A 1,663-nucleotide genomic window follows, 5' to 3' on the forward strand; every position below is an offset into this window, starting at 1 on the left:
GATCCCGGCCCGCGTGCCGGCCACCTTGAAGTCCATATCCCCCAAAAAGTCCTCGATGCCCTGGATGTCGGTGAGGATGCGCACCTCGTCCCCTTCCTTAATTAAGCCCATGGCTACGCCGCTGACCGGCGCTTTGATCGGCACCCCGGCATCCATCAAAGACAGGGTAGAGCCACAGACTGAGGCCATCGAGGTGGAGCCATTGGAGGAGAGCACCTCTGAGACCACCCGCACCACGTAGGGAAACTCCTCCTCCTTGGGCAGCACCGGCACCAAGGCCCGCTCCGCCAGCGCCCCATGGCCGATCTCCCGCCGTCCCGGCGAGCGCGAGGGCCGCACTTCTCCCACGGAAAAGCCGGGGAAGTTATAGTGGTGCATGTAACGCTTCTCGTCCACTGGGTGCAGATCGTCCAGCTCCTGGGCATCACCAGGGGTGCCGAGGGTGGTGATGGAAAGGACTTGGGTGAGGCCGCGGTTGAACAGAGCGCTGCCGTGTACCCGTGGGATCAAGCCCACCCGACAAGAGACTGGTCGCACCTCGTCCAGCTTGCGCCCATCCACCCGCACCCCCTCCTGCAAGATCTGCTGGCGCATCAGCTTCTTGGTCAAAGCCTTGAACTGGTTGTCCAATTCCTTGGGATTTTCCAGCAGATACAGCCGCAAGGGATCCCCCTCTGGCCGTGCCTGGATCTGGGCCTCTAGCTTGGCCTTGATCGCCTCCAGTTGTTGCTCGCGGCTGGTCTTATCCAGGAACTGCCTGAGGACGGAGCGAATCTCCTCCTGGGCGTGTTCTGCCACAAAGGCAACCAGCTCCTCATTTTGAGGGGGCGGGGGCAGCTCCACAGGGGTGATGTTGAGATCGGCGAAAACTTGCTGTTGGGCCTTGAGCAGCTCTTGAACGGCCTCGAAACCAAACTCAATGGCCTCGACCACGTCCTTTTCCGGCAGTTGGTTGGCGCCGGCCTCCACCATGATTACGCCGTCGGCACAGCCAGCCACCACCAAATCCAGATCGCCGGCCTCGATCTCGGCATAGGTGGGGTTGATGATGAACTCATCTTTAACCAAGCCGACCCGCACCGCCGCCACCGGGCCGTTGAAGGGGATGCGAGCGCTGTGGATGGCCAGCGAGGCCCCCAAAATACACAACACATCGGGCGGCACCTTGTCGTCCACCGAGAGGGTGGTGGCCACGATTTGCACATCGTCCCGCAGCCATTCTGGGAACAAAGGCCGCAGGGGCCGGTCTATAAGACGAGAGATCAGGGTGGCCCGCTCCGGTGGCCGACCTTCCCGCCGCAAGTAGCCTCCTGGGATCCGCCCGGCAGCGTAGAGCCGCTCCTCATAGTCCACCAGCAAAGGCAAGAAATCGACACCGGCACGACCGGCTTGTCGCGTAGCCGTGACCAAGACCGAAGTTTCCCCAGAAGTCAACCAGACTCCGCAACCTGCCTGGGGAGCCATCAACCCAATATTGATGTCAATTTCCCGCCCGTAAAAGGAAATCGACCGAGTATATTCCGCCATGTAACGCTTCGCCTTCTTTTTTCTTGCCGCTATCGTAGCATTCTCTTTTTGCTTTGTTCTCTGGTGGGAGAGAGTTGGGGCGTCGCCAAAAACTGTTCTTCTGGCTCTGGCCGGGGAGCTGCAGCAAGGCTAGGGT

At 60.7% G+C, this 1,663-nt stretch carries 2 protein-coding genes; both read right to left on the reverse strand.

Translation table 11 applies throughout. From position 1 onward, the window contains the following. The coding region (locus NW809_RS12410) for a polyribonucleotide nucleotidyltransferase (RefSeq protein ID WP_414402282.1) at positions 1–1,527 on the reverse strand (1,527 nt) is incomplete at its 3' end. Further along, positions 1,481–1,663: hypothetical protein (locus NW809_RS12415; protein ID WP_414402283.1), on the reverse strand; the 183-nt coding region annotated here is incomplete at its 5' end. The genes NW809_RS12410 and NW809_RS12415, both read right to left, overlap by 47 nt.

Source organism: Synechococcus sp. WC101, from assembly GCF_047461555.1.
Lineage (GTDB): Bacteria > Cyanobacteriota > Cyanobacteriia > Thermostichales > Thermostichaceae > Thermostichus.